We start from the raw sequence: 25422 nt of genomic DNA, 5'->3' as shown, positions 1-25422 counted from the left end.
CTGGATTTCCCCCCAGCCCCTATTCCAAATCTAAAGAAAGTTGGCAACCTCTAATTTCAATGCCGCGATACAACTCTGCGATGTTGTGGCTTCCGAGACGCGGTCCATGCCATAGGCATCAAGCTTTCCGCCGGAAGCCCTCGCTCGCTCGCATCAGATTGCGGGTATAATCCTCGTGCACATTGCCTTTGGCGAGATCGGCGGCATCCAGCTGTTCGACGATTTCGCCATTCTGCATCACCGCCAGCCGGTCGCACATATGGGTGACGACTGCCAGATCGTGGCTGACCATGATGAAGGTGAGTTTGCGGTCGTGGCGGATCTGTTCGAGCAGGTTCAGCACCTCAGCCTGCACTGAGGCATCGAGCGCCGAGGTCGGCTCGTCGAGAAGCAGGATCGAGGGTTCGATGATCAGCGCGCGGGCAATGGCGACGCGCTGGCGCTGGCCGCCGGACAGCTGGTGCGGGTAGCGGAAGCGGAAACTCGAGCCGAGGCCTACCTCGTCCAGCGCCTGGACGATGCGCGTCTCCGTCTCGCCGAAGCCATGGATGGCGAGCGGCTCGCGCAGCAGGCGGTCCACCGTCTGGCGCGGGTGCAGGGAGCCGTAAGGGTCCTGAAACACCATCTGGACGCTGCTGTAGAATGCATTGCCGCGCGGTGTGCGGACGGGCGCTCCATGGACATGAACTTCACCCGAGGTAATGGGGGACAACCCCACGACGGCGCGCAGCAGCGTCGATTTGCCGGAGCCGGATTCGCCGACAAGGCCGAAGGAATCACCTTGCGCCACATCGATGCTGACGCCTTTCAGCGCCCGGAAATGATCGAAGGCGACTTCGAGATTTCTGATGGAGAGGGCAAGGGCTTCGGTCATTGCGACCACTCCGCCTGGCGCTGCAAGGTGGGGAGGGGATGCCGGTCCGCGCCCAGCTTCGGCATGCAGTCGAGCAGCCCTTGCGTATAGGGATGCTTGGCATTGGCGAGGTCGCTTGCGGCGAGTTCTTCGACGATACGGCCTGCATACATGACGATGACGCGGTCGCAGAAAGAAGAGACGAGGCGCAGATCGTGCGAAATGAAGATGAGCCCCATGCCGCGTGTCCTGACCAGCCGGTCGAGAATGCCGAGCACTTCCAGCTGCACCGTCACGTCGAGGGCCGAGGTTGGCTCGTCGGCGATGAGCAGTTCCGGTCCCGCAATCAGCATCATCGCGATCATGGCGCGCTGGCCCATGCCGCCCGAAACCTCATGCGGGTAAAGGCCAAAGACGCGCTCCGGGTCGCGAATCTGCACCGCCTCCAGCATTGCGAGCGCGCGTCGCCTGGCTTCCGCGCGGCTGACATTTTCATGGGTGCGCAGCGTCTCGATGATCTGGCGGCCGATGGTCATGACCGGGTTCAGCGAATATTTCGGATCCTGCAGCACCATGGCGATGCGGCTGCCGCGCAATCGGCGGCGCTCAGTGGGTGAGGCGTTGAGAAGATCGATGCCATCGAAATCGAGGCGCTTGGCGGTGACATCAGCATGGGGCGGCGTCAGGCCCATAATGGCGCGGCCCGTCTGCGATTTGCCGGAGCCGGATTCGCCGACAATGCCGAGCCGCTCGCGCCCGAGCGAGAAGGAGACGCCGCGCACCGCCTCCACCGTGCCTGTGCGGGTGGGGAAGCGGACACGCAGGTCTTCGACGGTCAGGAGGGCGCTCATTGCTTGTTCTCCCGCGGGTCGAGCGCATCGCGCAGGCCGTCGCCGAGCAGGTTGAAGCCGAGGCTGACGATAAGGATGGCGAGGCCCGGCATGGCCGCGACCCACCACTCATCGAGGATGAAGCGGCGGCCGGAGGCGATCATCGCGCCCCATTCCGGCAAGGGCGGCTGCGCGCCGAGGCCGAGGAAGCCGAGCCCGGCGGCGGTGAGGATGATGCCGGCCATGTCGAGCGTCACTCGTACGATGAGCGAGGAGAGGCAGAGCGGCATGATATGGCGCGTGACGATGCGGGCAGGGGAGGCGCCCATCAGCTGCACGGCGGCGATATAGTCGGAATTGCGCACCGTCAGCGTCTCCGCCCTTGCGATGCGCGCATAGGGCGGCCAGGAGGTGATGGCGATGGCGATGACGGCGTTCTCGATGCCCGGTCCGAGCGCGGCGACGAAGGCGAGCGCGAGGATGAGCTTGGGGAAGGCGAGGAAAATGTCCGTGATGCGCATCAGCACCGCATCGACCCAGCCGCCGGCATAGCCTGCGACTGTGCCGACGATGAGCCCGATGGGCGCCGCGATGATGGCGACGAGCAGCACGACGTAGAGCGTCAGCCGCGAGCCGTAGATGAGGCGCGAGAGAATGTCGCGGCCCTGATCATCGGTACCGAGCAGATAGTCACCGCCGGGCGGCAGCAGCCGCTGCGTCGCGAGATCGCCCGCGATGGGCGAATGCGGCGCAAGCAGATCGGCGAAGGCGGCGACGAAGGCGAGCGCGAGGATGATGACGAGGCCGAGGACGGCGAGCCGGTTGGCGGTGAAGCGCCGCCAGACCATATAGGCGCGGCCGAGACGCGCCTGCGCGCGCGATTGCGGGCGGTCGGAGAGAAGCCAGTCGCGGAGGCTTTGCCGGTTGGTGCTTGCGATTTCGCTCATCGTGCGCGCGTCCGGGGATCGAGGGTCCGATAGAGAAGATCGGAGAGGAGGTTCAGGGCGATGAAGACCGAGCCGATGACGATCGTACCGCCGAGCACGGCGTTCATGTCGGCATTCTGCAGCGAGTTCGTGATGTACTGGCCAAGGCCCGGCCAGGAGAACACGGTTTCGGTGAGGACGGAGCCTTCCAGCAGCCCGGCATAGGAAAGGGCGATCACCGTCACCAGCGGGACGGCGGCATTGCGCAAGGCATGACCCCAGATGATGCGCCGTTCGGAGAGGCCCTTGGCGCGGGCGGCGACGATATATTCCTGCTCCAGCTCATTCAGCATGAAGGAGCGCGTCATGCGGCTGATATAGGCGAGCGAATAGTAACCGAGCAGGCAGGCGGGCAGCACGATGTGGCTCAGGATATCGCGCAGCGCGTCCCATTGGCGCTGGAGGATGGCGTCGAGGATGTAGAAACCTGTTATCGGCGTGAAGGTGTATTCATAGATGACGTCGATGCGCCCCGGTCCCGCCGTCCAGCCGAGCCGTGCGTAGAAGATGAGGAGTGCCATCAGCCCGAGCCAGAAGATCGGCACCGAATAGCCGAAGAGGCCGATGACCCGCACCGCCTGGTCGAAAAACCCGCCCCGCTTTACCGCCGCCAGCACGCCGAGCGGAACGCCGATGAGGGAGCCGATGAGCGTGCCGAGGGTTGCCAGCTCCATGGTCGCGGGGAAGACGCGGCGGATGTCGGTCATGACGGGGTTGGTGGTCAGGACAGATGTGCCGAAATCGCCATGCAGCGCTTTCCAGACATAGATGACGAACTGCCAGTAGAGCGGCTCGTTGAGGCCGAGCTCCTCGCGGGCCCGCGCAATGGCACTGGCAGGCGCCCGGTCGCCGACGATGGCAAGCACCGGATCGATGGGGATGACACGGCCGATGAAGAAAGTGACGGCGAGGAGGCCGAGATAGGTCGTGATCACCACGCCGAGGAAGGCGGCGATGGAGATGGCGAGGCGGGAGATGGGGCGCCGAGTAGTTCGGGTTACGTCAAGCGTTGTCATGACTTAGAGGCCTCCGCTGCACCCACCCTCCCCCTTGCGGGGAGGGTGGCCCGAAGGGTCGGGTGGGGGTGGTAAAGGCAGTGCGCTTCGATTGCACGTTGGCTTACACTCGTCACCACCCCCATCCGCCCGCTAACGCGGCCACCTTCCCCGCAGGGGGAAGGAGGGGCGCAGCGACAGCCATGTCCCCTTTACTTCTTCCCCACCGGATAAACATAATTGGTCGAGAAGGTCGGGCCGAGCTTGTAGTTCTCGATATTGTCCCGCACGCCTGCCACTTCCGTCTGCTGATACAGGATCACGAAGGGGCCTTCGTTCAGCACCTTTTTCTGCAGATCGTGGTACATCTCGATGCGCTTGCCCGTATCGCGCTCCAGCACGGCGGCCTTGGTTTCCTTGGTCAGTTCCGGAATATCCCAGCTGTTGCGCCAGGCGAGGGTCTTGGCGGAAGCGCCATCGCTGTTGTCGGGATTGGAGGTGAAGGTGTCGGCGTTGCTGTGCGGGTCCCAATAATCCATGCCCCAGTCACCGATATAGATATCGTGGTTGCGGGCGCGATATTTGGTGAGCGTCTGCTTTCCGTCGCCGGGGACGATCTCCAGCTTCACGCCCGCCTTGGCGAAGGTCTGCTGCATGGATTCGGCGATGCCTGTTATCGGCTGGGTGTTGCGCGTGTCCATGGTGACGGTGAAGCCGTCCTTGAGGCCGGCCTTTTCCAAGAGCGACTTGGCCTTCTTCACGTCGAGCTTGAAGGGCTTTTCGTCGATTGCGCCAAGCACACCCGTTGGCAGGAAGGTCTGGTGGATCGTGCCGATGCCCTTGATCAGCGTCTTGCCGATGGCGTTGTAGTCCACGAGATATTTCAGCGCCTCGCGCACTTCAGGCTTCGCCAGGTTCGGGTTCTTCTGGTTCAGGCTGAAATAATAGACCGTGCCCTTGGGTGCGCTGGTGATGTGGATGCCCTTTTCCTTGGACACCGCTTCGAGGTCGCCGGGCTGGAGATTGCGCGCGATATCGACATCGCCCTTCTCAAGGAGCAGGCGCTGCGTCGCGCTTTCCTTGACGTGGCGATAGATAATGCGGTTCAGCTTCGCCTTCTCGCCGTAATAATTGTCGTTGCGCTCCATGACGAGGATTTCGTTGGCGCGCCAGTCACGGATCTTCAGCGGGCCGGAGCCGGCATAATGGGTCTTGAGCCAGGCATTGCCGAAATCATTGTCGACGACATTTTCCAGCACCAGCTTCTTGTCCACCACGGACGCCACATCGGCGGTGAGGCAGTTCAGGACGAAGCTCGGCGCATAGGGCTTGTCGACGGTCAGCACGAAGGTGGAGGGATCGACGGCCTTCGCCTTTTCGTCGACATTATCGGGCTTAAGGCCGAACTGGGTCAGGATGAAGGACGGGCTGCGGTCGAGCTTGACCGCGCGCTGGATCGAGAACGCCACATCATCGGCGGTCACCGGATTGCCGGAGGCGAATTTGAGGCCGGGCTTCAGCTTGAACGTATAGGTCAGGCCATCGTCGGAAATGGTCCAGCTTTCAGCGATATCGCCCACGACCTTGGAGGTGTCGTTGAGATCGAGGCGCACAAGCCTATCATAGGCATTGCCGATGATCTCGCCGGTGCTGATTTCGAAGGATTCGCCGGGATCGAGCGTGATGATGTCATCGAATGCCCATGCCAGAACCAGCGTGTCCTGCGGCGTCGCCGCCGAGACAGGCCCCGTCGCCGTCAGAGCCAGGGCAATCGCGGCCCCGGCGGCAAGCATCCGAAATCGTGCGAAATTCATCATCATAATCGTTCCCTTTGATCCCATTTTTAGCGAACAGGAAGTAGCGCGTAGCGAACAGGGCGTAAACCGCTGCTATTCGCTATTCGTGCCAGGCAGAGCGCAGCACGCGGAGCCAGTTCCCACGGCAGATTTTCGCGAGGTCTTCCTCACCATATCCAGCCTTGCGCAAGGCGGCAATCAGGTTTTGCGTGCCGGATGCGTCACCGATCTCCCGGGGAATGAGCGCGCCGTCATAGTCCGAGCCGAGCGCGACGCAATCGATGCCGGCACGCTCCACCATGTAATCCATATGGCGCACCATGTCCTCAAGCGGCGTATCGGCATTTTCACGCCCATCGGCGCGCAGCATGGTGACGGCGAAGTTGAGCCCGACAAGGCCCTTGCGCTCGCGGATCGCGTCGAGCTGGCGGTCCGTGACATTGCGCGCGACCGGGGTCAGCGCATGGGCATTGGAGTGGCTGGCGATGGGCGGCTGGTCGCTCAGGTTCACCACGTCCCAGAAGCCTTTTTCGGTCATATGGGCGGTGTCGATCAGGATGCCGAGACTGTTGCAGGCCTTGACGAGCTCGCGTCCTGTATCTGTCAGGCCTGGGCCGGTATCGGGGCTCATCGGATAGGCAAAGGGCACGCCGTGGCCGAAAATGGTGTTGCGGCTCCAGACAGGCCCGAGCGAGCGCAGGCCCGCGGCATAGAACACTTCGAGCGCGGCCAGATCCTTGTCGATAGGCTCGCATCCCTCCATGTGCAGAACGGCGGCAAATTTGGCCTCCGCCACGGCTCTATCGATGTCTGCGCTGCTGCGGCAAAGCACACAGCCGCCGGCGCGCTCAATCTTATGGGCGATGGCGGCGAGCTCCAGCGCGATGTCGAGCGAACGGGAGCGTTCCAAGGGAGCGGCGAGGGGCGTCTCGTAATGACCGTTCTCGTCGGGCTTGCGTAAAACGAGGCCGCCTTCGGAGGGGATATAAATCGCGCAAAGGCCGCCGATAACTCCGCCTTTTTTCGCGCGCGGCAGATCCAGATGGCCGCGCTCGGTGCCGTCGATGAATTCCCTGACGGGATCGGCGCCTTTGCGAGCATTGGTCCACAAACGCAAAAGCACATCGTTATGACCGTCGAAAACGGTTTGCATCGCATCATCCTCTATGACGGTTTTCCAAACTCGGCACCCCGGATACTCGAATCGTATTTAGACGAGAAAGCGGAAGGAGTCGCTGGATTTTGTATGGTGCGATGTGATCGAAGTACGAGATATAGTAAAAATTAATATACTTGAATTCTGTAAAGCTATGTTTCGTTTATATTTCAAGAAGCCAAGCCCGCTTTAAAATAAAAAATAAAACATCCATTAAATTGGGGTTTCGCTTTGGTTTAATATGTTGCAATTTACTTCCGCTGGCAACCCACCCAGCTCTGAGACCCGGCGCTCCCCAAGCCCGCTAGCCCCCGGATTGCCGGGTCTCTTCATTTCTTTTCTTTCCTCCTCCAAAGTGGAAGCCGCCCGAAAGGGCGGCTTTTTTTTAAAAGAGCCTGGCGTAGAATTGGCTTTTCATAGCGGGGTCGCCGGTCGCGGTGTCGAAATCGTTGCGGGCCATGAACAGGGTGACGAAGAATGCCATGAGGAAAAGGTAGAGCGTCGCTCGGGAAAGAAATTCCGTATTCATGGATGGCCTCGAAATCAAAATTGAAAAAGGACGAAATAGTTCCGCTACACGTACTAGCATCAGTGGCAGTGATTGCACACGAAAAGGTTGTTCATGTCAATATCGTTCTATTAAAAAGAAAGCGCCGGGCGCGTCGCTTTCCCGCGACAGGCACCCGGCGCTTCGATTGTAAATTCCAGCAGGCCTCAGAACTTGTAATTCAAGCCCGCCTTGATGGCGTGATTGCTCAGATTGTCGCGCTGGTCTCTGCCTGCGACTTCCGTCTTTACATCGCCGAAGCGCATATAGTCATACTCGACCTTGGCGGAGAGGGGGCCGGAAATCTTCTGCTCGACGCCCGCGCCCAGGAGCACGCCGCCTTCCCAATTGTTGCCCGAGGTGACGGTGCCCTTCGGCTTGAACTTGGTCACGCCATAGCCGAGCGTGCCATAGACGAGCGTATTGTCGAGAGCAACGCCGGCCTTGGCCTTGGCAACGCCGGACCAGGATTGCTGCAGCGTGCCGCCGCGGCCGAGGCGGTGTTCGGCTTCGGCAAAATTGCCTTCCAGTTCACCGCCATAGACGAATTTGCCGCTCTGGAAGTTCTTGCCGACGACAACCCCGCCCAGCGCGCCGGTGCGGTTGGAAAACGGGTTCGGAAATTCCGACGAGGACGCGCCGATCTGCGCGCCGACATAATTACCGGACCAGTCCGTGCCCGACTCGAGCGGGGCAGGCTCGGAATAATAGTCGTTGTTGTAATTGCCGAGATCGGCGGCCAGCGCTGCGGAAGCGGACAGGATAGCGGCGAGGCCGGCGGTGACGACGAGCGAAAGGGGGCGTTTGGACATTACACGTACTCCGATATGCGAATGGCGCGGGAATTTGATCAGGACCGGCCCGCGCCGAAACTCTCTTTCGGGGATGTAGGGCAAATGTGCCGGAAATGCGTAAAATTCGAACTTAATTATATGTTTTCTTTAATGAATTTTCATTTATGCTTAACGATGGGTAAAGATGCCGCAGGGGATTCTTAACGCAGCGGCCAGAAATACATCAGCGCCGGAACCGCCGTCAGCACGATGAGGATAGACAGGGGCAGACCGAGGCGGGGATAGTCGCTGAACTTATAGCCGCCCGGACCCATGACGAGCGTGTTGCATTGGTGGCCGATGGGGGTGAGGAAGTCGCAGCCCGCGCCGATGGCGACGGCCATCAGGAAGGCTTCCGGCTTGAAGCCGAGGCCGGTGGCGAAGCTGGTGGCGATGGGCGCCATGACGAGCACGGTCGCGGCATTGTTGAGGAACGGCGTGACGGCCATGGCGGTGACGAGGATCAGCGCCAGCGCCCCGTATGCCGGGAGGTGATGGCCGAAGATGGTGAGCCAGTTGGCGATGACGTTGCTTGCGCCTGTTGTCCGCAGGGCGTCGCTGACCGGGATGAGCGCGGCGAGCATGACCAGGATGGGGCCGTTGATCGCGCCATAGACCTCGCGCAGCGGCAGGGCGCGGAAGAGCACCATGGCGACGGCGGCGGCGAAAAAGGCGACCGCGACCGGCAGCACCCCGAGCGCCGTCGTCCCCATGGCGGCGATGAGGATGACGAGCGGAACCAGCCCGCGGCGGATGCTGCCGAGCAGGATGGGGCGGCGGGCGAGGGGAAGGCAGCCGAACTCGCGCAATATGTTCGGCAGGTTGGTGTCCTTGCCCTGCAGCACGACGACATCGCCGAGCCGGAAGATGATCTCGCCAAGCCGCTCCTTGATGCGTTCGCCCTGGCGGCTCACCGCGAGGAGATTGACGTTATAGCGGTCGAACAGCTCCAACTGCCGGGCGGAGAGGCCGATGAGGGGGGAGCCGTCGGTGATAACGGCTTCTATGGTGTCGATTTCCGCTGAATTGCCATCCGCCGAAGGCTTGCGTTCCCCCGAAAGCACGAGCTTCCCTTGCGTGACGATCTGGTCCAGCGCCTTCGGGTCGCCCTCGATCAGCAGGAGGTCGTTTTCCTTTAAGGCAGCATCGGGAAGCGGCGGCATCTGCCTTTCTGCGCGTATGATCGAAATCACCCGTGCATTGCTTTCGGCCGATTGAAGGAGTTCGGCGACGGTCTTGCCGAGGGCGGTGGAGTCCTTGGTGACCCTGGCTTCGGAGACGTAATTCTTGATCTCGATGGCTTCGTCCAGCGAGGCCGTCTCGCGAGTGCGCTGCGGCACCAGCCAATAGAACAGGACGAGGAAGATGACGCCGGTGGCGGCGAGCGTCGCGCCGACCGGCGTGAAATCGAACATGGTGAAGGCTTGCCCGGTCAGCTCGGCGCGCATGCGAGAGACGACGATATTGGGCGAGGTTCCGATCTCCGTCATCAGCCCGCCAAGCAGCGAGCCGAACGCCATCGGCATCAGAAAGACGGAAGGCGAGACATTGGACCGGCGGGCAAACTGAAAGGCGATGGGGATCATGATCGCCAGCGCGCCGATATTCTTGACGAACGCCGCCAGCACCGTCACCGTGATGACCAGAACCGCCAATTGGCCCCGGACCGAAGTCAATCGCGGGGTCAGCCGCTGGATGACAGTCTCCATGAGGCCGGACCGCGCGACACCGGCGCTGACGATCAGCGCGCTTCCGACGATGATGACGATTTCGTCGCTGAATCCCTCGAAGGCGGCATCGAAGGGCACGACGCCGACCGCGACGGCGACGAGCAGGGAGCATACCGATACGATATCATAGCGGAAGCGTCCCCAAATGAACGCCGCCATCATCAGCATGATGACGGTAATTGACAAAATCTGCTGGGCGGTCACGCTTCACTCCGTCCAAGTCTTTTTAAAAATGCGATTCAGTATCGTTCTCTTGAAATAACATTGGGCTCAGGCGGAGAAAAGCCAGAGTTGCGCTCGACGAAACCGGCAGATAATTTCGCGGCATCGATTTCATGTGGGAATACGCTCTTGAAACTGTTTCACGGCCTCTCGGCTTTTCCATTGACGCCCACCGATGCGGAGGGGCGGGTGCAGACGGATGCGCTCGGTATCCTTGTGGAGCGCATTCATGCAGCCGGTGCGGATTCCATCGGTCTCCTCGGCAGCACCGGAGGGTACGCTTTCCTGACGCGGGCCGAACGCAGACGCGCCGTCGAGGCCGCGGTTAGCCGGATCGCGGGCAGGATGCCGGTTATCGTCGGGGTCGGCGCGCTGCGCACTGACGAGGCGCAGTCATTGGCCCGCGATGCGGCGGAGGCCGGAGCCGATGGCCTACTGCTCGCGCCGGTCTCCTACACGCCTTTGACCGAGGAGGAGGTGTTCCAGCATTTCGTCGCGGTGGCGTCGGTGACCGACCTGCCGCTCTGCATCTACAACAATCCGGCCACCACCAAATTTACCTTCAGCCATGAGCTGATCGAACGGCTGTCGAAGGTGCCGAACATCGTCGCCGCCAAGATGCCCGCCCCCGATGACCGCGATTTTGCGGAAGAGATCAGGCGTTTGCGAAGCCTGACGCCTGATGGCTTCGCCATCGGCTATAGCGGCGATTGGAACGCGGCGAATGCGCTGCTCCACGGCGCGGACGCCTGGTACAGCGTCGTGGCCGGGCTCCTGCCGGAACCCGCGCTGAAGCTCACCCGCCCGGCGCAACAAGGCGAGGCAAGCGAAGCGCGACGTATGAACGAAGCCTTCCAGCCGCTCTGGACTTTATTCCAGGAATTCGGCAGCTTCCGCGTCATGTACGCCATCGCCAATCTGCAGGGCTTAACCGAAGCGCAACCGCCGCGGCCGATCTTGCCGTTGTCCGCGGAGGTGCGGGGGCGGGTGGAGATGGCTTTGGAATCGGTTGAGCGAGAAATGCTGATGGTGGCTGGTTGAGCGTGCTCATTCACCCTCCAGCAAAGCGTTTATAACACTCCACGACTTCGCGGCTTCGCGCTGGTTCTTGTCATGCCCGCTGATGGTGATCAGCGCCTTCCACAATGCCCAACCTTTGGCGCGGGCCCATGTGGTTTCGTCGTAGACAAGCGCATCGCGGAAGATTTTCCGGCTTTCGCCTGAGAAAAACGTCCAGGCTATGACGAGATCGCAGGCGGGGTCGCCCACGGCGGAACTGCCGAAATCGATGACGGCACAGAGTCTGCCCTGCTCGACAAGCAGATTGCCGGTGGCGACGTCGCCATGCACCCAGACGGGCGCGCCTTGCCAGCGGGAGGCGAGGGCGGCTTGCCATATTTCTTCGGCGGCGGCGATATCGATACCGTCCCGCAGGGTTGCAAGCGCGGCGCGGGTTTCGTGGTCATAGACGCGGAGATCACCGCCGCGGTGGAAATTATGCGCGCCGGCTCGCGGGGCGTCGGGGGCAACCTCGATCCGGTGAAGCGCAGCGAGAAAAGCCGCCAATGCCCGCGCAAATGCAACGGGATCGGAGATCCCGGCATCGCTGGCGGGGGCGCCGTCGAGCCAGCGATAGACGGACCACGGCCAGGGATAGCGGGCGTCCGGCACTCCCCGCGCCAGTGGTACTGGAACGGGTAGAGGAAGGTACGGCGCAAGAAAGGGGAGCCAGCGATGCTCCTTCGCCACCTGCGCGGCATAGGCGGCTGCGCTCGGCAGGCGAACCGACATGGAGTCGCCCAGCCGGAACGTGCGATTGTCCCATCCGCCGGGCTCGACCTGCTCTATCGGCAGACCGGCCCATTGCGGAAACTGCGCCGCGACGAGATGGCGGACGAGCGGGACATCGATGGTTACGCTGGTCTGCGGCATTGTCTCACAGCCTCAGCGTCCGCAGCCGCAGCGCATTCGCGATCACCGATACCGACGACAGGCTCATCGCCGCCGCGGCGAGCATTGGAGAGAGCACGAGGCCGAAGATTGGGTAGAGGATGCCCGCTGCGATTGGCACGCCAAGCGCGTTGTAGACAAAGGCGAAGAAGAGGTTCTGCTTGATGTTGCCAATTGTCGCCTCCGCCAGCCGCCGGGCGCGGACGATGCCGGTCAGATCGCCCTTGACCAGCGTGATGCCGGCGCTTTCCATGGCGACGTCAGCGCCGGTGCCCATGGCGATGCCGACATAGGCGCTGGCCAAGGCCGGGGCGTCGTTGACGCCGTCGCCTGCCATCGCCACCTTGGCGCCCTTCGCCTGCAATTCGTCGATGAGCGCCTTCTTGCCCTCCGGCAGGACGCCGGCGCGCACCTCGTCAATGCCGAGCTTCTCGGCGACGGCTTTTGCGGTGCGCTCCTCGTCGCCCGTCGCCATGAGGACCTCAAGGCCGAGCGCGTGCAGCTCGCGGATCGCATCGGCCGCGTTGTGCTTGATCGGATCGGCCACGGCGACGATGCCCGCCAGCTTGCCGTCGACAGCGACATACATGGCCGTCTTGCCGCCGGTACGCAGCTTGTCCGCCTGTTTGTTGAGGGCGAAGACCGGAAGGTTCAGATCATACATCATCGCCGTATTGCCGAGCGCCACCGCGCGGCCGCAGATCGTGCCGATGACGCCCTTGCCGGTCTCCGCATGAAAATCCGTGGCGTCCTCGAGCTGGAGCTTGCGCTCCACCGCTCCCTCGACAATGGCTTCGGCGAGCGGGTGCTCCGAGCCGCGCTCGAGGCTGGCGGCGAGGGCGAGAAGCTCGTTCTCATCGAAGCCGGGCGCGGCGATGACATCGGTCAGAACAGGCCTGCCCTCGGTCAGCGTGCCGGTCTTGTCAACGACGATGGTGTCCACCCTGGCGAAGCGCTCCAGCGCCTCGGCGTCCTTGATGAGCACGCCTGCCTGCGCGCCGCGCCCGGTGGCGGTCATGACGGACATGGGCGTCGCGAGCCCGAGCGCGCAGGGGCAGGCGATGATCAGCACCGACACGGCGGAGACGATAGCATGGACCATGCTGGGCTCCGGCCCGAAAAGCGCCCAGGCACCGAAGGCGAGGAGGGCTGACAGCACCACCGCGGGCACGAAATAGAACGAAACCGCATCCGCCAGCCCCTGAATGGGCGCGCGGGAGCGCTGCGCCTTCGCGACCATCTCGACGATCCGTGACAGCATGGTTTCCGCGCCGACCTTCTCTGCCCGGATGACGAGCGTGCCGTTCTTGTTGAGCGTGCCGCCGGTGACATGATCGCCTTCGGTCTTCTCGACCGGGACCGGCTCGCCCGTGATCATCGATTCATCGATGGCGGAGCGGCCTTCCACCACTACGCCATCGACGGGGACGGATTCGCCGGGGCGGATGCGCAAGAGATCGCCGGCACGGACGTCATCCAGCGGCACATCCGTTTCCGAGCCGTCCTTGCCGATGCGGCGGGCGGTCTTGGGAGCGAGGCCCAAGAGCGCGCGGATCGCCGAGCCTGTGCGCTCACGCGCCTTCAGCTCCAGCACCTGCCCCAGGAAGACCAGCGCGACGATGACCGCCGCCGCCTCGAAATAAACCGGCACCGCGCCGCCATGGCCGCGGAATGAGTGCGGGAAGATATCAGGGAATAGCGTGGCGACAACGCTGTAGAGATAGGCGGTGGCAACGCCGATGGAGATCAGCGTCCACATATTCGGGCTGCGGTTGCGGATCGAATCCCAGCCGCGCTTGAAAAAGGGCAGGGCAGCCCAGAGCACAACAGGCGTCGCCAGCACCAGTTCCGCCCATGCGGCGACGCGCTCGCCGATCCACTCGCGGATGGGCAGGCCGAGCATGGGACCCATGGTGAGAACGAGCAGGGGAATTGCGCAGGCCGCGCTCACCCAAAGGCGATGGGTGAAATCGACGAGCTCCGGGTTCGGCCCCTCCTCGCCGGTGGGAACACCCATCGGCTCCAGCGCCATGCCGCAAAGCGGGCAGGAGCCGGGCTTGTCCTCGACGATCTCCGGATGCATCGGGCAGGTATAGAGCGTGCCGGGCTTGGCGGGTTCTTCCTGGCGCGGCTTGCCGCTGAGATAGCGCTCCGGATCGGCCTCGAACTTCGTCTTGCAGCCGGCGGAGCAGAAATGGAACAGTGTTCCGTTATATTCCGTCGAAGGTTTTCCCGCATTGGGATCGACGGTCATTCCGCAGACGGGGTCTTTCGCCAGCGTGTCAGCCGCTGCTGCCCCATGTCCGTGGTGATGGCCGCTGTGGTGATCGTGCCCATGATGTTTGCAGCACTCAGCCATGATTTGAGCCCTTTCCAATTCCGTTTGAAGGCAAGATAGGGCTTCCAATCGTGGGAAGGTCAAGAGGCTGCGCGCTATCCCATTATGCTGAAATCGCCGGGTATCTCGCCGGTATAATCTTTAGCCGAAATCACATCGGAGACGGCGGCTCCGGGCGGGCCTTGCCAAAAGCTCTCCAGCATCGCGGCCACTGCGTCCTCCGGTCCGGCGACGAGGGCCATGACCGAACCGTCGGGTTCATTGCGCACCCAGCCGGTGAGGCCCAGCTCAAGCGCCTCGGTGCGGGTCCAGGCGCGGAAGCTCACGCCCTGCACTCTGCCTGTTATCCGCACCAGCACGGCGATCCGATCGGCGTTCATTGTCTCCTCCATCATAAAGTCAGTCCGGCCAAGCCCATCAGCACCCGGAAGGCCAGGGCGATGAGACCGAGCGCCACGACGCTCGCCGCCCAGATGAGAACCATCCAGCCCAGGCGGGAGGGCAATGATCGTTTGTCACGCGCCGGGCTCAATGGTGGTATCCCTCGCCAGCCTTCACCTTGCCACGGAAAACGTAATAGGACCATGCGGTGTAGCCGAGGATGAAGGGGATGATGAACAGTGCCCCCACCAGCGCGAAGCCCATGCTCTGCGGCGGGGCGGCGGCGTCCCAGATGGAGATGGACGGCGGGATGATGTTGGGCCAGAGGCTGATGGCAAGGCCGCTATAGCCGAGGAACAGCAGCACCAGCGTCAGGACGAAGGGCGACGCGTGCGGCTCGCGGCCCAGCATATGCAGGATGGCCCAGCTCACGGCAAGGACCAGTACGGGCACGGGGGCGAAATAGAAGATGTTCGGCAGCGTGAACCAGCGGTTATAGACCTCCGGATGGGTGAGGGGCGTCCAGATGCTGACGATGCCGATAACAACAAGCAAAGCGAGGACGCCGGGCTTGGCGAGCCCAATCATTTCACGCTGGAGATGCCCCTCGGTCTTCAAAATCAGCCAGGTGCAGCCGAGAAGCGCATAGGCCACGACCAGCGCCAGTCCGGTGAAGATGCTGAATGGGTGTATCCAGGCAAGCCCGCCGCCATGATAGACGCCATTCTCCATGGGAAAGCCGTTGATGAAGGAGCCGAGGATCATGCCTTGCGCGATGGTGGCGATGTAGGAACCCCAGGCGAAGGCATGGTCCCAGAACGGCTTGTGCGCCTCGTCCGCCTTGAAGCGAAACTCGAAGGCGACCCCGCGCCAGATCAGCCCCGCCAGCATCAGCATCGCCGGTAAATAGAGCGCGGATAGGATGACGGAATAGGCCATGGGAAAGGCGGCCAGCAGGGCAGCGCCGCCGAGCGCCAGCCATGTCTCGTTGCCATCCCAGACCGGCGCCACGGTGTTGACCATGGTGTCGCGGTCGGTACGGTTGCGGATGAAGGGAAAGAGGATGCCTATCCCTAGATCGAAGCCATCCATGATGACATACATCATCAGGCCGAAGCCGATGATGATGGCCCAGATCAGCGGAAGATCGATGCCCATGTTCATCTCCATCATCAGCGGTTCGGGTCGATATGGTCGGGCGCGGCGGAAAGCGGGCGGGCAGGGCGGTCGGATTGGCCGCGATCCCTGATATCGATGAACCGACCGGGACCCTTCGCCACCAGTTTCAGCATGTAGCTGATGCCCGTGCCGAAAATGGCGATGTACATCACGATGAAAAGGCCGAGCGTCGTGGACATCTCCAGCGCCGAATGGTTGGAGACGGCGTCCCTGGTGCGCATGATGCCATAGACGACCCATGGCTGGCGGCCGATCTCGGTGGTGTACCACCCCGCCAGAATGGCGATCAGCCCCGATGGACCCATGGCGAGCGCGAAGCGCTGGAACGTCTTCGATCCATAGAGGCGTCCCCTATAGCGCAGCCAGAGGCTTGTGAGTCCAAGGAACAGCATGAGAAAGCCGAGCCCCACCATGACGCGGAAGGTCCAGAATACGACGGTCGAATTGGGCCGATCTTCAGGCGGGAACTCCTTCAGGCCCGGAATGGTGCCGCCCCAGCGATGGGTGAGGATGAGGCTGCCGATCTCCGGGATTTCAAGCGCGTAGCGGGTGGTCTCCGCCTGCATGTCGGGCAGGCCGAACAGGATGAGCGGCAGGCCTTCGCCGGGCTTGTTCTCCCAATGGCCTTCGAGCGCGGCGATCTTGGCCGGCTGGTGTTTCAATGTGTTGAGGCCATGCTGGTCGCCAATGAAAATCTGGATGGGCGCAACGATGGCAACCATCCACATGGCCATGGAAAACATGGCGCGAACCGCGGGCCGCTTGTTGCCCTTGAGGAGATGCCACGCGCCCGACGCGCCAACGAAGAGGGCGGTGGCGAGATAGGCCGCGACAGTCATGTGCGCGAGCCTATAGGGGAAGGACGGGTTGAAGATGACCGCCAGCCAGTCGGTGGGAACGACCCGGCCATTGACGATCTCGAAGCCCTGCGGCGTCTGCATCCAGCTGTTGGATGCAAGGATCCAGAAGGTGGATATGAGCGTGCCGATGGCGACCATGAGGGTGGAAAACCAATGGAGTCCCGGCCCGACCTTGTTCCAGCCGAACAGCATGACTCCAAGGAAGCCCGCTTCCAGAAAGAAGGCGGTCAGCACCTCATAGGTCAGGAGCGGCCCGGTAATGCTGCCGGCAAAGGCGGAGAAATAGCTCCAGTTGGTGCCGAATTGATAGGCCATGACGAGGCCCGAGACAACGCCCATGGCGAAATTGATGGCAAAGATCTTGACCCAGAAATGATAGAGGTCGCGATAGACCCGCTGGCCCTTCCACAGCCACAGCCCTTCGAGCACGACGAGATAGCTGGCAAGGCCGATCGTGATGGCCGGAAAGATGATGTGGAAGGATATGGTAAAGCCGAACTGGATGCGGGCCAGTTCCAGCGCCGTCAGGCCGAACATGCTGCCATGCCCCTTCATGCGGGTAAAAGCCAAGCTGAAGGGGGTAACGCACGGGGCTTATGAAAGGCTCCATGCATTCTATTCTTGCCGTCATTCTCGGGCTTGTCCCGAGAATCTACCGTGGCTTAACGCGCCGGGACGGTAATCGCTCATCGTTTTCTTATGGCAGATTCTCGGGACAAGCCCGAGAATGACGGCGAGGTTGTGCCGGCGACTCGGTTGAATTCTGACAAGCTCTAGAATTCCAAATCTAGTGTCGGGTCGACTGTTCCCTTGAGCTTTTCAAACTCTTCGGGAAACTTATCTTCCTCTTCGAGAAAATTATATTCGATAGCGACATTTGCCAGGGCAAATTCGATAAGGTCCGTATCTGATTGAATGCCTGTGAGCCGCTTGGCTTGCTCAACGAGGATCGGGCTGACCCGGCCCGCAATCCGAGCGCTTTTATCGCCGATCAGGCCGGTTTTCCGCGCCTCCTTGGCCACGGCGTCGATGCGCAGCTTCATGCCCTCGCTCGGGTGCTTTCGAACTGCCTTTCTTGCAATGGCCATCGCATAGCCTCGTTGGACAATTTTATATTGTACAACATAGCATAACGGTCGATCTTTCCAAGAAACAGAATGTTATGATGCTGGGCCGTTGGGCTGACGATCTTCGTTGTTGGGGGAAACTCCACCGTAGAGGAATGGATCCCAGTGACAAGCACTGGGATGACGAGGTGGAGAGGGATTCGCCCAACTGGACAACCGTTGTGGCAGATGGAACGGTTGGAGATTATCGCGAACAGCCACCCCATCCGTCATCCCAGTGCTTGTCACTGGGATCCATTCCTCTCCTTATCCATTACAACACGGCAAAATGCCTGCAGATGATTTCGTCAAAACGCGATTTGTTCTCAAATCGAAAAGCTCGTGCCGCAGCCGCAGGAGGCGACGGCGTGGGGGTTTTTGATCTGGAAAGACTGGCCCATGAGGTCGTCGACGAAATCGATCTCCGAGCCATCCATATAGGGCAGGGAGATGGTGTCGATGAGCACGCGCGCACCGTTCTTCTCGATGACGATATCGTCCTCGGCTGCCGCGCCGTCGACCAGATCATATTTATAGGAAAAGCCCGAGCAGCCGCCGCCCTCGACCGAAATGCGCAGCGCGGTCTTGTCCGGCTCGGATTTCAGGATGGCGGCGATGCGCTTTGCGGCGGCGTCGGATACGGAAATGCCTGTCGTCTCGCTCATTGTGGTATTCCCCGACTTTGAAAAGCTGTACCAGATAGCTATGAACTGACCTCATCGAAGTCAATTGGGCGTGTAATCATATTACGGTGATTCTGCATGGCGTTTCGGGATATCGGTTTCGGCTACCGGGAGAGAGCCGCCTATGCCTGCGATCCGGTGAAAAGCCGCGGGCGGCTTGTGCCGGAGAACGAAAGCCCGACGCGCACGCCCTTCCAGCGCGACCGCGACCGCATCATCCACTCCACCGCCTTCCGCAGGCTGAAGCATAAGACGCAGGTGTTCATCGCCCATGAAGGCGACCATTACCGCACGCGGCTGACGCATACCATCGAAGTTGCGCAGATCGCCCGCGCCCTGGCCCGCGCGCTGCGGCTCGATGAGGATCTGGCCGAGGCCATCGCCTTGGTGCATGATTTCGGCCACACGCCCTTCGGCCATACCGGCGAGGATGCGCTCAATGACCGGATGAAGGATTTCGGCGGCTTCGATCATAACGCTCAGTCGCTGCGCATCGTCACCAGACTGGAGCGGCGCTATGCGGATTTCGATGGGCTGAATTTGAGCTGGGAGACGCTGGAGGGGCTGGTCAAGCATAATGGCCCGCTCATCGGCGCCCATGCGTGGGATGGAACCGTGCCGCAGCCGATTCTCGACTACAGCGCCGGGCACGATCTGGAACTTGCGAGCTTCGCCAGTCTGGAGGCGCAATGCGCGGCCATTGCCGATGATATCGCCTATGACGCGCATGATATCGATGACGGGCTGCGCTCCGGCCTGCTGACGCTGAATATTCTGGACGAAGTGCCGTTGACGCATGGCCTGCTGGATCAGGTGCGCGGCCGTTATCCATCGCTCGACGAGGTGCGGACCGCGCATGAGCTGGTGCGGCGGCAGATCACCATTATGGTGGAGGATGTCATCGGCCAATCGCAGATGAACATCGCCGCGCTGCAGCCCGCCTCGGTGGAAGAGGTGCGCGGGGCAGGGATGGCGCTGGTGACGTTTTCGCCCGATATGGCGCGGGCAGAGAAGGAGCTGAAGCGCTTCCTCTACAAAAACCTCTATTTTCATGAAAAGGTCATCTCCGCCCGCCGCTCGGCGGACCGCATAGTGCGCGATCTTTTCGATGCCTATATGGGCGACCCGAATGCGATGCCCGGTGAGTGGCATGAGGGGCTGGAAAAATGCGAGACGCCGGTGCTGGCACGCCGAATCGCCGATTTCTTGGCGGGCATGACCGACAATTATGCCGTGCGAGAACATCGCCGATTGTTTGACCATACTCCTGAATTGAATTAGAGCGGGCCTAATTCCAATCCGAGGCTATCATGAACATCTTCGCAGATTTCGACGCGCGCATCAAAAAAGCCCTTCAAGGGCTTGATCTACAAGCAAAAGACGGCGGAGCGATCGATTTCACCCGTGTCGCGGTGGAGCCGCCGCGCGACGCCTCGCATGGTGATGTAGCGACGAATGCGGCGATGGTGCTTTCCAAGGCTGTGGGCGAGCCGCCGCGCGATCTGGCGACACGTATTGCCGCGGCGCTGGCAGAGGACGGGGATGTGGCCTCGGTGGATGTCGCGGGGCCGGGCTTCATCAATCTGCGCCTGAAGGACAGCTATTGGCAGCGGCAGCTCTCGGGCATGATCGAGGCGGGGACCGATTACGGGCGCTCTACGCTCGGCGCCGGGCGCAAGGTCAATGTCGAATATGTCTCGGCGAACCCGACCGGCCCGATGCATGTCGGCCATTGCCGGGGCGCGGTGGTGGGCGACACGCTCGCCAATCTGCTGAAATTCGCTGGCTACGACGTCACCAAGGAATATTACATCAATGATGCCGGCGTGCAGATCGATGTGCTCGCGCGCTCCGTCATGCTGCGCTACCGCGAGGCTTTGGGCGACGAAATCGGTGAGATTCCGGCGGGGCTTTATCCCGGAGATTATCTCGTGCCGGTGGGGCAGGAGCTAGCGAAGGAATATGGCCGGAACCTCCTGCAGATGCCCGACGACGAGGCGCTTGATATCATCAAGGATCGCACGATCGAAGCGATGATGGCGATGATTCGCGTCGATCTCGACGCGCTCAACGTCAAGCATGACGTGTTCTATTCCGAGCGCTCGCTCCATGCCGATAATGCGCGGGCGATTCGTTCCGCAATCAACGATTTGACGCTCAAGGGCCACATCTACAAAGGCAAGCTGCCGCCGCCGAAGGGGCAGGTGCCTGACGATTGGGAAGACCGCGAGCAGACGCTGTTCCGCTCCACCGATGTCGGCGACGACATGGACCGCCCGCTGATGAAGTCTGACGGCGCATTCACCTATTTCGCCGCCGATGTCGCCTACTTCAAGGACAAGTACGACCGCGGCTTCAACGAGATGATCTATGTGCTGGGCGCGGATCATGGCGGCTATGTCAAGCGGTTGGAAGCGGTAGCGCGGGCCGTCTCGGCCGGCGAGGCGAAGCTGACGGTGATTCTCTGCCAACTGGTGAAGCTGTTCCGCGCCGGGGAGCCGGTGCGCATGTCGAAGCGGGCGGGGGAGTTCGTCACGCTGCGCGACGTGGTGGACGAGGTCGGCCGCGATCCCGTGCGCTTCATGATGCTTTACCGCAAGAACGATGCGCCGCTCGATTTCGATTTCGCCAAGGTGACGGAGCACTCCAAGGACAATCCGGTGTTCTATGTGCAATATGCCTCGGCGCGCTGCCATTCGGTGTTCCGGCAGGCGAAAGAGGCGGGTTTTGCCGATCTCGACCGGAAAACGCTGGGTAAGCATCTGGGCAAACTCACAGATGAAAGCGAGATCGCGCTCGTCCGCAAGCTTGCGGAATATCCGCGCCTGATCGAGACGGCGGCGCAGCATCAGGAGCCGCACAGGCTGGCGTTCTACCTCTATGATCTTGCCAGCGCCTTCCATGCGCAATGGAATAAAGGCACGGAAAATCCGGACTTACGTTTTATTAAGGTTAACGATCCAGACTTGTCGCTTGCCAGGCTAGGGCTGGTGCAGGTCGTTTCCGATGTCCTGGCGTCCGGATTGTCGATTATCGGCGCGGATGCCCCGACGGAAATGCGCTAAGGCAGGATGCAAGTCGATCGAGCATCCTGTTTCGAGTTTAGTTGCGTGATATCCCCGAAAAAGCGGCGGCTTTTTCGGGTCGTGCTCTAAAAAGCGTTGGAAATTACTGTCACCATTTGCCCACAATGCGTTGGTAATCGCTATAGTGGGTGACGTCGGCGGGCGCCCCGTGTTATGAGTACAGGATAACGCCATGACGGACAGCAATTACAGAAACCGTGACTATGGGGGGCGCTCTTCGCAGGAAGACGATCCGCTGATGGAGCTGTCACGGATCATCGGCTTCGACGAGCCGGTGAAAAACGCTGCTTCGCGGGAGGGGACGGACGATTTCTCCTTCGATCTGGAACAGGAGCTGGTGGGTGCGGTCGAAGCCGATCTTCACGCCCAGCCCCAGGCCAACTATTCCGAAAGCCAGGATCATTATCAGCCTGCGGCGCGCCAGAGCTATCAGCCGGCGGCGCAGCATGGCTGGACAGTGCCGCGCCAGCTGGCGGGCCGGGACGAGGAAAAGCTCGATTTCTCCGCTTCGCTCGAGAACGAGCTGAACCTTTCGCTCGATGACGATATCGAGCAGCCGGGGGATTTCTCCCTCGACGCGCCGTTCGAGACCGCTCAGCATGACGAGGAAGACTCGACGATTTACCAGCCGGCCTATGAGGCCGAGGATGAGGTCGCGCCGAACCTGGAAGACGAGCTCGAGCTGATGCTCGGGAGCCAGCAGGGCAGTGCCGCCGAGCCGGTACAGGCCTATGCGCCGCAGGCTCAGGCCTATGCACAGCAGGCCTATGCGCAAGCGCCGCACTATACGGCCGGCCACGGCGCGGCGCAGGCCCAGCCTGTTTCGGAGCCGCGTTATCCCTTCCCGCCGTCCCGCTCCTATGCCGCCCCGGCGCCGCAACCTGCCGAGCCGCGCTATGAGCCGGCTGCGCTGCATCAGGAACCGGCGGCATCGCAGGGCTGGGACGAGCCGCAGCTCGACGAGGATTTCTTCGCCGAGGATAATGCCGCGTACGTGGCCGAGACGGCGCCTGCCGCGCAAGCCGCCGCAGCCTATCCCAACCATTCCAGCTACCGCTACACGGCGCCTGAAGCTGCGCCGCAGGTGGAAACCGTATCGGTCGCCGAGGCGCGGGTGGAGCAGACGGATGCGCTCGACCTGCCTGAGGTGGAATATGAGCCGGAGCCGGCGGCGAATGCCGGCCTCACCGCGCTCGAAAGCGAGTTCGCGGAAGTTTTCACCTCCCTCGACGTGGAGGAGCAGACGCCGCAGCAGCCGGAAGCCAAGACGGACCGCGCCTTCGAGGACATCTTCAACGATGTCTACGGAGCCTATGGCGCGGCCAATGCCGCCGAGGGGAACGCGCAGGCTGCCTACGCGGCTGACGATTACGCCCCGCAGGCATCCGGCACCCCGGGCGATTACTACAATCACTGGGCCAATTCCGGGCAGCAGGATTTCAGCTTCGACCAGCAATCGTCCGACGGTCTCGGCATACCCGCCGCGGCCAATGAGAACCAGTCCGGCTGGGGACGGCGCGGCCTGGTCTTCGCCTCGGTCGCGGGCGCAGCGCTGCTGATCGGCGGCCTTGGCTATTACGGCCTTTCCTCCGGCGGCACCGGCGCGCCTGTCGTCATTGCCGCCGACAGCCAGCCTACCAAGGTCCAGCCGGAAAATCCCGGCGGCGCGCCGGTGCCCAACCAGGACAAGGCGGTCTATGACCGGGTGGCGGGAACCGCGCCTGAGGCACCCGAGCAGAAGAGCCTCATCAGCAGTGAGGAAAACCCTGTCGATATCGCCCTGGCCGAGGATGAGGACGGCGGCGCGGAGGATAGGGCGGTTAATGACCGCGTCCAGCCATCGGCGCTCGAAACCACCGTCGCCAATAATTCCACCCCGCAGCCGGCGCTCGTTCCGCGCCGTGTGCAGACCATGATCGTCAAGCCCGATGGCACCATCGTGCAGCAGGAAGCGGCCCCCGCCGCGCCTGCCGCCAGCGAGGTTGCAGCGCCGAGGGCGCGTCCGGCCGGTACGGAAGTGGCGGCGCTGACGCCCACCGCCGCTCCCGCTAATGCCGCCGACAATGCCCCGGTGCAGACGGGTGCGATCCCGCCACGGGAGGTTCAGACGCGGCAAACCCCGCCGCCGCCCGCCAATGCGGCACAGGCTCCCGCTGCCCCGGCCCGTGTGGTGAAGACGCAGGCAATCACGCCGGAAAGCGCGGCCGCCAAGCCGAAGAACGTGCCGGTCGTGCCGTCGCGTCCCGCCGAGCAGCCGACGCGCATCGTCGGCGACGCCACGCAGGCCTCAGGCCAGGCCAGGCCCACGCAGGTCGCTTCGGCGGCAGGCGCTGCGGCGACGGCAGCGGCAAGCGCCGGCGGCTATGCGATCCAGATCGCCTCGACGCCTTCGGCGGAAGACGCCAAGAAGAGCTATGCCAATTTGTCCCGCCGCTATGGCAATGTCATCGGCGGCCGCGGCGTCGATATCCGCCGCGCCGACGTGCCGGGCAAAGGCACCTTCTACCGCGTCCGCATCAATGCCGGGTCGAAGAGCGAGGCCATCGATCTTTGCACGCGGTATAAGGCGGCGGGCGGCAGCTGCTTTGTGACGCAGTAAGTTTCGCACCCTCCTTCCCCCCTTGCGGGGAAGGTGCCCGCGTTAGCGGGCGGATGGGGTGGTGACGTGTGCGCTTTTGCTGGAGACAGTGGCACAAACGTCACCACCCCCACCCGACCCTTCGGGCCACCCTCCCCGCAAGGGGGAGGGAGGGCGCGCATCCGCAGAGCAGCGGCGGTCACCAAGAGAATAATCCGTCAGCACCAGGTAACCAAACCCCATGATCCACTCCAAAGCACTCATCGCAGGCGTGTCCGGCACCAGCCTGACGGCGGATGAAATTGCTCTTATCCGCGATGAGCGGCCCTGGGGCTTCATCCTCTTCGCTCGCAATATCGGCGAGGCGAAGCAGGTTTCGGATCTCACCGCCCATCTGCGCGAGCTGACGGGGAGGCCGACAACGCCTGTCTTCATCGATCAGGAAGGCGGGCGGGTGCAGCGGCTCCGGCCGCCTCTTGCGCCGAACTATCCGCCCGCGGCGGAGCTGGGCGAGATCTATCGCCGTGATGAGCAGGGCGGATTGCGCGCGGCGTGGCTGATGTCGCGGCTCCATGCCTTCGATCTCATGCGGCTCGGCATAAACGCCGATTGCCTGCCGGTGCTTGATGTGCCGGTGGAGGGCGCGCATGATGTGATCGGTCACCGCGCCTATGCCAAGGACCCGCATGTCGTCGCCGCGCTGGGGCGGGCGGCTGCCGAGGGGCTGCTTTCCGGCGGAGTCCTGCCGGTCATGAAGCATATTCCCGGCCATGGCCGCGCCTTTGCCGACACGCACAAGGAACTGGCGAAGGTCGATGTGCCGCTCTGCGATCTCGAAGAGCATGACTTCCTCCCGTTCAAGGCGCTCGCGGACCTGCCGATGGCGATGACCGCCCATGTGATCTTCACGGCGATCGATCCGGCCCACCCCGCGACGCTCTCTCCTACCGTTGTCGAAACCATCATAAGGGACTTCATCGGCTTCGACGGGCTTCTGATGAGCGATGACATCTCCATGAAGGCGCTTTCTGGGGATTTCGGGGATTTGACCGACGCAATCTTTGCCGCCGGTTGTGATGTTGTGCTTCATTGCAACGGGGTTATGGAAGAGTTATCCAAGGTGGCGGCGCGCGCGCCCGTCCTTGACGGCAAGACGAAGCAGAGGGCTGAACTCGCCGAGATCTTCGCCGGCGAGCCGGATTTGTCTGACGAGGCGGAACTGCGCGAAGAGTTTCAAGGCTTCTTTCAGGCGGTCGCGTAAAAGGGATAGTCAGGTTTGGCGGCAGGCGCGAAAGCGACAGGCAGGGACGATG

Annotated in this window: 22 protein-coding genes; 5 read left to right on the top strand and 17 right to left on the bottom strand. The window is 62.2% G+C overall.

The features are described from left to right. Window positions 1–118: 118 nt before the first annotated feature. From ACOWVG_RS11735 to ACOWVG_RS11695, 9 genes are all read right to left on the bottom strand, one after another. On the bottom strand, window positions 119–874 hold the full coding sequence (locus ACOWVG_RS11735; RefSeq protein WP_420962363.1) for an ABC transporter ATP-binding protein: 756 nt from the start codon (window positions 872–874) through the stop codon (window positions 119–121). Beyond that, window positions 871–1704 (bottom strand): ABC transporter ATP-binding protein, encoded by an 834-nt coding sequence (locus ACOWVG_RS11730; RefSeq protein WP_420962362.1) that lies wholly within the window; start codon window positions 1702–1704, stop codon window positions 871–873. Before ACOWVG_RS11730 ends, ACOWVG_RS11735 begins: the two co-directional genes overlap by 4 nt. Further along, window positions 1701–2630, bottom strand: a complete 930-nt coding sequence (nikC, locus tag ACOWVG_RS11725; RefSeq protein WP_420962361.1) for a nickel transporter permease — start codon at window positions 2628–2630, stop codon at window positions 1701–1703. Before nikC ends, ACOWVG_RS11730 begins: the two co-directional genes overlap by 4 nt. Continuing rightward, window positions 2627–3685 (bottom strand): ABC transporter permease, encoded by a 1059-nt coding sequence (locus tag ACOWVG_RS11720; RefSeq protein ID WP_420962360.1) that lies wholly within the window; start codon window positions 3683–3685, stop codon window positions 2627–2629. The genes nikC and ACOWVG_RS11720 overlap by 4 nt, the downstream gene beginning before the upstream one ends. Window positions 3686–3876: 191 nt before the next feature. Further along, entirely contained in the window at window positions 3877–5478 is a 1602-nt protein-coding gene (locus tag ACOWVG_RS11715; protein WP_420962425.1) for an ABC transporter substrate-binding protein, read from the bottom strand. Window positions 5479–5560: 82 nt separating this feature from the next. Next, entirely contained in the window at window positions 5561–6613 is a 1053-nt protein-coding gene (locus ACOWVG_RS11710; RefSeq protein ID WP_420962359.1) for a dipeptidase, read from the bottom strand. A 388-nt stretch (window positions 6614–7001) separates the two neighbouring features. Continuing rightward, window positions 7002–7145 carry a hypothetical protein gene (locus ACOWVG_RS11705; RefSeq protein ID WP_420962358.1) on the bottom strand — a complete coding sequence of 48 codons (144 nt, stop codon included), beginning with the start codon at window positions 7143–7145 and terminating at the stop codon, window positions 7002–7004. Window positions 7146–7330: 185 nt separating this feature from the next. Beyond that, entirely contained in the window at window positions 7331–7975 is a 645-nt protein-coding gene (locus ACOWVG_RS11700) for an outer membrane protein (protein ID WP_420962357.1), read from the bottom strand. Window positions 7976–8157: 182 nt separating this feature from the next. After that, window positions 8158–9930 (bottom strand): SLC13 family permease, encoded by a 1773-nt coding sequence (locus tag ACOWVG_RS11695; RefSeq protein WP_420962356.1) that lies wholly within the window; start codon window positions 9928–9930, stop codon window positions 8158–8160. Window positions 9931–10077: 147 nt separating this feature from the next. Between ACOWVG_RS11695 and ACOWVG_RS11690 the strand changes: the two genes are divergently transcribed. After that, window positions 10078–10989, top strand: coding sequence for a dihydrodipicolinate synthase family protein (locus ACOWVG_RS11690; protein WP_420962355.1), 912 nt, complete (start codon window positions 10078–10080; stop codon window positions 10987–10989). 6 nt (window positions 10990–10995) lie between these two features. Here the strand turns inward: ACOWVG_RS11690 and ACOWVG_RS11685 are convergent, their stop codons facing one another. The 8 genes from ACOWVG_RS11685 to erpA form a co-directional block, all read right to left on the bottom strand. Next, window positions 10996–11880, bottom strand: a complete 885-nt coding sequence (locus ACOWVG_RS11685) for an aminoglycoside phosphotransferase family protein (protein ID WP_420962354.1) — start codon at window positions 11878–11880, stop codon at window positions 10996–10998. Between the two features lie 4 nt (window positions 11881–11884). Beyond that, window positions 11885–14257 carry a heavy metal translocating P-type ATPase gene (locus ACOWVG_RS11680; RefSeq protein WP_420962353.1) on the bottom strand — a complete coding sequence of 791 codons (2373 nt, stop codon included), beginning with the start codon at window positions 14255–14257 and terminating at the stop codon, window positions 11885–11887. Window positions 14258–14331: 74 nt separating this feature from the next. Next, window positions 14332–14616 carry an acylphosphatase gene (locus ACOWVG_RS11675; RefSeq protein WP_420962352.1) on the bottom strand — a complete coding sequence of 95 codons (285 nt, stop codon included), beginning with the start codon at window positions 14614–14616 and terminating at the stop codon, window positions 14332–14334. A gap of 11 nt (window positions 14617–14627) precedes the next feature. Beyond that, window positions 14628–14768, bottom strand: a complete 141-nt coding sequence (locus ACOWVG_RS11670) for a DUF2474 domain-containing protein (protein WP_420962351.1) — start codon at window positions 14766–14768, stop codon at window positions 14628–14630. Continuing rightward, complete coding sequence (gene cydB, locus ACOWVG_RS11665) at window positions 14765–15775, bottom strand: cytochrome d ubiquinol oxidase subunit II (RefSeq protein ID WP_420962350.1); 1011 nt, start codon at window positions 15773–15775, stop codon at window positions 14765–14767. Before cydB ends, ACOWVG_RS11670 begins: the two co-directional genes overlap by 4 nt. Before the next feature lie 14 nt (window positions 15776–15789). Next, window positions 15790–17193, bottom strand: a complete 1404-nt coding sequence (locus ACOWVG_RS11660) for a cytochrome ubiquinol oxidase subunit I (protein WP_420962349.1) — start codon at window positions 17191–17193, stop codon at window positions 15790–15792. 236 nt (window positions 17194–17429) lie between these two features. Next, window positions 17430–17699 carry a hypothetical protein gene (locus ACOWVG_RS11655; protein ID WP_420962347.1) on the bottom strand — a complete coding sequence of 90 codons (270 nt, stop codon included), beginning with the start codon at window positions 17697–17699 and terminating at the stop codon, window positions 17430–17432. A gap of 389 nt (window positions 17700–18088) precedes the next feature. Continuing rightward, complete coding sequence (erpA, locus tag ACOWVG_RS11650) at window positions 18089–18427, bottom strand: iron-sulfur cluster insertion protein ErpA (protein ID WP_420962346.1); 339 nt, start codon at window positions 18425–18427, stop codon at window positions 18089–18091. Between the two features lie 96 nt (window positions 18428–18523). Here erpA and ACOWVG_RS11645 point away from each other — a divergent pair, with 96 nt between their 5' ends. From ACOWVG_RS11645 to nagZ, 4 genes are all read left to right on the top strand, one after another. Further along, entirely contained in the window at window positions 18524–19726 is a 1203-nt protein-coding gene (locus tag ACOWVG_RS11645) for a deoxyguanosinetriphosphate triphosphohydrolase (RefSeq protein WP_420962345.1), read from the top strand. Between the two features lie 29 nt (window positions 19727–19755). Continuing rightward, window positions 19756–21510 (top strand): arginine--tRNA ligase, encoded by a 1755-nt coding sequence (argS, locus tag ACOWVG_RS11640; protein ID WP_420962344.1) that lies wholly within the window; start codon window positions 19756–19758, stop codon window positions 21508–21510. A 193-nt stretch (window positions 21511–21703) separates the two neighbouring features. Beyond that, entirely contained in the window at window positions 21704–24130 is a 2427-nt protein-coding gene (locus ACOWVG_RS11635) for an SPOR domain-containing protein (RefSeq protein ID WP_420962343.1), read from the top strand. 220 nt (window positions 24131–24350) lie between these two features. Then, window positions 24351–25370, top strand: a complete 1020-nt coding sequence (nagZ, locus tag ACOWVG_RS11630) for a beta-N-acetylhexosaminidase (RefSeq protein WP_420962342.1) — start codon at window positions 24351–24353, stop codon at window positions 25368–25370. The last annotated feature ends 52 nt before the right edge of the window (window positions 25371–25422 follow it).

It is taken from the genome of Brucella sp. IR073, assembly GCF_049065735.1.
In the GTDB taxonomy this organism is placed as follows: domain Bacteria; phylum Pseudomonadota; class Alphaproteobacteria; order Rhizobiales; family Rhizobiaceae; genus Paramesorhizobium.
The sequence above is the reverse complement of the archived record's forward strand: the minus strand, read 5'-3'. Positions and strand labels throughout refer to the sequence as shown.

Bases quoted from the DNA above. Each gene is read 5' to 3' on its own strand.
- ACOWVG_RS11710 (WP_420962359.1), bottom strand. From the start codon at position 6,613: ATGCAAACCGTTTTCGACGGTCATAACGATGTGCTTTTGCGTTTGTGG.
- erpA (WP_420962346.1), bottom strand. From the start codon at position 18,427: ATGAGCGAGACGACAGGCATTTCCGTATCCGACGCCGCCGCAAAGCGC.
- ACOWVG_RS11645 (WP_420962345.1), top strand. From the start codon at position 18,524: ATGGCGTTTCGGGATATCGGTTTCGGCTACCGGGAGAGAGCCGCCTAT.
- ACOWVG_RS11700 (WP_420962357.1), bottom strand. From the start codon at position 7,975: ATGTCCAAACGCCCCCTTTCGCTCGTCGTCACCGCCGGCCTCGCCGCT.
- ACOWVG_RS11635 (WP_420962343.1), top strand. From the start codon at position 21,704: ATGACGGACAGCAATTACAGAAACCGTGACTATGGGGGGCGCTCTTCG.
- ACOWVG_RS11675 (WP_420962352.1), bottom strand. From the start codon at position 14,616: ATGAACGCCGATCGGATCGCCGTGCTGGTGCGGATAACAGGCAGAGTG.
- ACOWVG_RS11660 (WP_420962349.1), bottom strand. From the start codon at position 17,193: ATGTTCGGCCTGACGGCGCTGGAACTGGCCCGCATCCAGTTCGGCTTT.
- ACOWVG_RS11715 (WP_420962425.1), bottom strand. From the start codon at position 5,478: ATGAATTTCGCACGATTTCGGATGCTTGCCGCCGGGGCCGCGATTGCC.
- ACOWVG_RS11680 (WP_420962353.1), bottom strand. From the start codon at position 14,257: ATGGCTGAGTGCTGCAAACATCATGGGCACGATCACCACAGCGGCCAT.
- nikC (WP_420962361.1), bottom strand. From the start codon at position 2,630: ATGAGCGAAATCGCAAGCACCAACCGGCAAAGCCTCCGCGACTGGCTT.
- ACOWVG_RS11685 (WP_420962354.1), bottom strand. From the start codon at position 11,880: ATGCCGCAGACCAGCGTAACCATCGATGTCCCGCTCGTCCGCCATCTC.
- ACOWVG_RS11705 (WP_420962358.1), bottom strand. From the start codon at position 7,145: ATGAATACGGAATTTCTTTCCCGAGCGACGCTCTACCTTTTCCTCATG.
- argS (WP_420962344.1), top strand. From the start codon at position 19,756: ATGAACATCTTCGCAGATTTCGACGCGCGCATCAAAAAAGCCCTTCAA.
- cydB (WP_420962350.1), bottom strand. From the start codon at position 15,775: ATGGGCATCGATCTTCCGCTGATCTGGGCCATCATCATCGGCTTCGGC.
- nagZ (WP_420962342.1), top strand. From the start codon at position 24,351: ATGATCCACTCCAAAGCACTCATCGCAGGCGTGTCCGGCACCAGCCTG.
- ACOWVG_RS11735 (WP_420962363.1), bottom strand. From the start codon at position 874: ATGACCGAAGCCCTTGCCCTCTCCATCAGAAATCTCGAAGTCGCCTTC.
- ACOWVG_RS11720 (WP_420962360.1), bottom strand. From the start codon at position 3,685: ATGACAACGCTTGACGTAACCCGAACTACTCGGCGCCCCATCTCCCGC.
- ACOWVG_RS11655 (WP_420962347.1), bottom strand. From the start codon at position 17,699: ATGAAGCTGCGCATCGACGCCGTGGCCAAGGAGGCGCGGAAAACCGGC.
- ACOWVG_RS11730 (WP_420962362.1), bottom strand. From the start codon at position 1,704: ATGAGCGCCCTCCTGACCGTCGAAGACCTGCGTGTCCGCTTCCCCACC.